At 64.9% G+C, this 4,065-nt stretch carries 3 protein-coding genes and 1 tRNA gene; all 4 read left to right on the top strand.

The window, feature by feature from the left end; all coding sequences use genetic code 11:
- Positions 1–9 precede the first annotated feature (9 nt).
- The 4 genes from xylA (at position 10) to Q0W90_RS23570 (ending at position 3,969) form a co-directional block, all read left to right on the top strand.
- On the top strand, positions 10–1,194 hold the full coding sequence (gene xylA, locus Q0W90_RS23585; RefSeq protein WP_297777004.1) for a xylose isomerase: 1,185 nt from the start codon (positions 10–12) through the stop codon (positions 1,192–1,194).
- 152 nt (positions 1,195–1,346) lie between these two features.
- Positions 1,347–2,183, top strand: a complete 837-nt coding sequence (gene ricT / locus Q0W90_RS23580) for a regulatory iron-sulfur-containing complex subunit RicT (RefSeq protein ID WP_297777002.1) — start codon at positions 1,347–1,349, stop codon at positions 2,181–2,183.
- A gap of 97 nt (positions 2,184–2,280) precedes the next feature.
- A complete protein-coding gene (locus tag Q0W90_RS23575; RefSeq protein ID WP_297777000.1) occupies positions 2,281–3,807 on the top strand; it encodes an alpha/beta hydrolase in 1,527 nt (508 codons plus the stop codon).
- An 86-nt stretch (positions 3,808–3,893) separates the two neighbouring features.
- Positions 3,894–3,969, top strand: a tRNA-Thr gene (locus tag Q0W90_RS23570).
- Positions 3,970–4,065: the final 96 nt, after the last annotated feature.

Genomic DNA, 4,065 nt, shown 5'->3' with positions numbered 1-4,065 from the left:
GATTCGTTTGTGCCGTCGGCTGCTGATCGGTTCACGTTTGGGTTGTGGACGGTGGGGTGGCCGGCGCGTGATCCGTTTGGGGATGCGACGCGTCCGGCGTTGGATCCGGTGGAGTCGGTGCACCGGTTGGCCGAGCTTGGGGCGTATGGGGTGACGTTCCACGATGATGACGTGGTGCCGTTCGGGTCCTCGGAGTCGGAGCGGGAGAAGTTGATCGGCCGGTTCCGGCAGGCGTTGGAGGCGACCGGTTTGGTGGTGCCGATGGCGACGACGAACACGTTCACTCATCCGGTGTTCAAGGATGGGGCGTTCACCTCTAATGACCGTTCGGTGCGCCGGTTCGCGATGCGCAAGATCATGCGGAATTTGGATTTGGCGGCGGAGTTGGGCGCGAAGACGTACGTGTTTTGGGGTGGCCGGGAGGGCGCGGAGACGGATGCCGCGAAGGATGTGGCGGCGGCGTTGGCGCGTTACGCGGAGGGCATCGACACCCTGGCGCAGTACGTGACCGATCAGGGGTATGGGATCCGGTTCGCGATCGAGCCGAAGCCGAACGAGCCGCGCGGGGACATTTTGTTGCCGACGATCGGGCACGCGTTGGCGTTCATCTCCACCTTGACCCATCAGGACATGGTGGGGCTCAACCCGGAGGTCGGCCATGAGCAGATGGCCGGGATGAACATGGTGCACGGGATCGCGCAGGCGTTGAGCATGGGCAAGTTGTTCCACATCGACCTCAACGGGCAGCACGGGCCGAAGTTCGACCAGGACTTGGTGTTCGGGCACGGCGACTTGCTGAGCGCGTTCTTCTTGGTCGACTTGTTGGAGAACGGCTCCTACGGCGGGGGGGTGGCCGGGTATGACGGGCCGCGGCATTTCGACTACAAGCCGTTGCGCACCGAGGACGTCGCCGGGGTGTGGGTGAGCGCGGCGTCGAACATGCGCACCTATTTGATCCTCAAAGACCGGGCGCGGGCGTGGCGGGCCGACCCCGAGGTGACCGCCGCGATGGCCGCGGCCGGGGTGTCCACGCTGACCACGCCGACGCTGGCCGCGGGGGAGACCTACCGCGACCTGCTCGCCGACCGGACCGCGTTTGAGGACTACGACCCCGAGGTCGCCGGGGCGAAAGGCTACGGCTACGCCCACCTCGACCAACTCGCCCTCGAACACCTCCTCGGCACCCGCGGCTGACCCACCGCCCCGCCCCAGGAAACCCCCCGCGCCCCCCAGGAACCCCCGCGTGATCATGCAGGAATGTGCGACCCACCACCGGTGAGGCCGCACATTTCTGCATGATCACCGCGAGTGTGGGCGCGGGCGGCGGCTAGAGTCTCGACGTGGGCATGATGATGGCGGTCAGCTTCAACCGCTACGGCCGCCTGTACTACCTCGATCCTGGGCCGCACGCGCCCAAGGTCGGCGACAAGGTGCTGTTCCCGACCACCGCAGGTGACGAAGTCGCCGAATGCGTCTGGGCGCCGACTTATGTGAGCGAGGACGTCGCCGGACTCCCCGTGTGCGCGGGCTTTGCGTCGTCCGAGCAGTTGATGAGAGACGAGCGCAATCGAGAGCGGCGGGCACAAGCACGGGTTGCGGCGAAGCGACTCGTGCGTACGCACGAACTGCCGATGAAAGTGGTTGGCGTCGATTACCTGGACGGCGACAACAGCTTCATCATCTACTTCAGCGCTCCGCACCGAGTGGATTTTCGCGCCCTGGTAAGGGATTTGGCGAAAACGCTGAACGCGCGGATCGAGTTGCGGCAGCTCGGCGCGCGCGATGAGGCGCGGGTGCAAGGTGGCATCGGCCCGTGCGGTCGCGACACTTGCTGTTCGACGTTCTTGAAGGACTTCGAACCGGTAAGCGTTCGGATGGCGAAAGACCAGGATCTGCCGCCGAATCCGTTGAAGATCTCTGGTGCGTGCGGTCGGTTGATGTGCTGTTTGAAATATGAGCATCCGTTGTACAACGACTTCAAAGCGGACCTGCCGAAGATGGGCAGCACCGTGTCGTCTCCCGAGGGAGATGGCGCGCTCGTCGGCTACAACGTGCCTGGCGAGACGGTCGTGGTGAAGTTGAACGACTCCGGCAAGCGATGCGTGTGCACAAAGGCAAGCGTGTGCGGGTCTCGCCAGGCCTACGAATCCGCCTACGGTGACACGCCTGGTGCCTCGCGTTAGCTCGTTGACAATTGGCGCCACCGCAATGGCGCTGGTTGTCAGCGGCTGCACAAGTGGGTCTCACCGCGCGACGAGCACGCAGCCGTCGACGGCAAGCGTGTCAGCGGCCACGCCGTCCGGCATCGCGACGCCGGAGGTACCAGAAGGGACGACGAGGGGCACTCCGACGCCGTCCGGCAAAACAACGCCGCCGACGCCGATGGAGCTGCCAGCGATTGATCCGGCCTCGCTGCAGACGTTCTATGGGCAGAAGCTGGCGTGGTCGGGATGTGGCGCCGGGTATCAGTGCGCGAAGCTGAAGGTGCCGCTCGACTACGAGCATCCCGACGAGGCGCAGCTTTCATTGCAGGTGATTCGCTACGTCGACCAGGTGAAGAAGAAGCGAATCGGATCGGTGGTGTTGAACCCCGGAGGTCCAGGGGGTTCCGGCGTTGACTTCCTTAAGAGCGCAGGTAAGTCGGTCGCGCAAAACCTGAAGGACGAGTTCGATGTCGTGTCGTTCGACCCACGCGGCGTTGGGCAAAGCGAGCCAATTCGTTGCGTGAGCAGTAGCGCGGAGGACACCTTTGTTTCGTACTTCGCTGATCCTGCGAATGCCGCACAGGTCGCGAATCTCGGCGTAATAGACGCGTCGTTCGCGCAAGGCTGCGTCCAGAAGTCGGGAAAGCTGCTCGCGCATGTTGGCACGGTTGACACGGCTCGAGACCTCGACGTCCTTCGTGCCGCGCTTGGCGACAAGAAACTGACGTACGTCGGCGAATCGTATGGCACGCTCCTCGGGGCCATATACGCGCAGCTGTTTCCGACGAACGTTCGCGCTATGGTGCTCGATGGCGCGGTTGACCCGACGCTGACTGACGCGGCTGCGGGAGCTGGGCAAGCCAAGGGTTTCGAAACCGACCTCGCATCGTTCATCGCTTGGTGCGTGAAGCAAAAGTCTTGCGCACTAGGCAAATCTGCGACTGATGCCGAGGCGACGCTCGACCAATGGCTGACCGGGCTTGAGACGAAACCACTTTCCGCGTCGGGGGGCCGGCAGTTGACGCGCGGCTTGGCGACGACGGCGATCGCGACACCGCTATATGACCCCTCGACCTGGTTCGCGCTGAACACCGGCCTCGAACTGGCATTCAACGGCAACCCGCAGGTGTTGATGCTGTTTGCTGACACGTTGAACGGGCGCCAGGCCGACGGCAGTTACAGCAACCTCGTCGAGGCCAACATCGCGATTAACTGCGCTGACCGCCCGGCTGCCTTCGCGTCCGTCCAAGATGCGATGCAGGCCGCGTCGGTGGCCGCCAAGACCGCGCCGACTTTCGGCGTCGTGCTCGGCGCCGGCAACACGGGGTGCATCGGGTGGCCGGTGCCGGCCGAGATGTCGCCCGGACCGGTTCGCGCCCAAGGCGCGCCGCCCATCGTCGTCGTTGGCAACCTGCGCGACCCGGCCACGCCTTCTGCCTGGGCGCAGTCGCTCGCAGGGCAGCTGGCGTCCGGAGTTCTGGTCACCCGTGACGCCGACGGCCACACCGCCTACCTGCGCTCGCAGTGTGTCGACAACCTGGTCGCCAGCTACCTGGTCGACCTCAAAGTGCCAGCGCCGGGAACTAACTGCCCGGCTTCGTGATCATGGTCGGCGGTTCAGTAGACTGCCCGGGTTGCCATCGCGGGGCAGGTCCTTGATCAAGATCTCGGACGACGCCCTGCGGGCACGCCGCCTTAGCTCAGTCGGCAGAGCGACGCACTCGTAATGCGTAGGTCCGGGGTCCGATTCCCCGAGGCGGCTCCACCTTGGATTCGTCTCGATCATGTGTGCCGTCGAAGGGGGCCCGGTACCGTAGCGCCGTGTCCATTCGCGGCCTGGTGAAGCGCGCTCCCGGCGGCG

This window comes from Mycobacterium sp., from assembly GCF_025933915.1.
GTDB lineage: Bacteria > Actinomycetota > Actinomycetes > Mycobacteriales > Mycobacteriaceae > Mycobacterium.
Note: the sequence above shows the minus strand (reverse complement) of the source record. Positions and strands in the feature narration are given on the sequence as shown.

Coding starts and splice junctions, on each gene's coding strand:
- ricT (WP_297777002.1), top strand. CDS start 1,347: ATGATGATGGCGGTCAGCTTCAACCGCTACGGCCGCCTGTACTACCTC.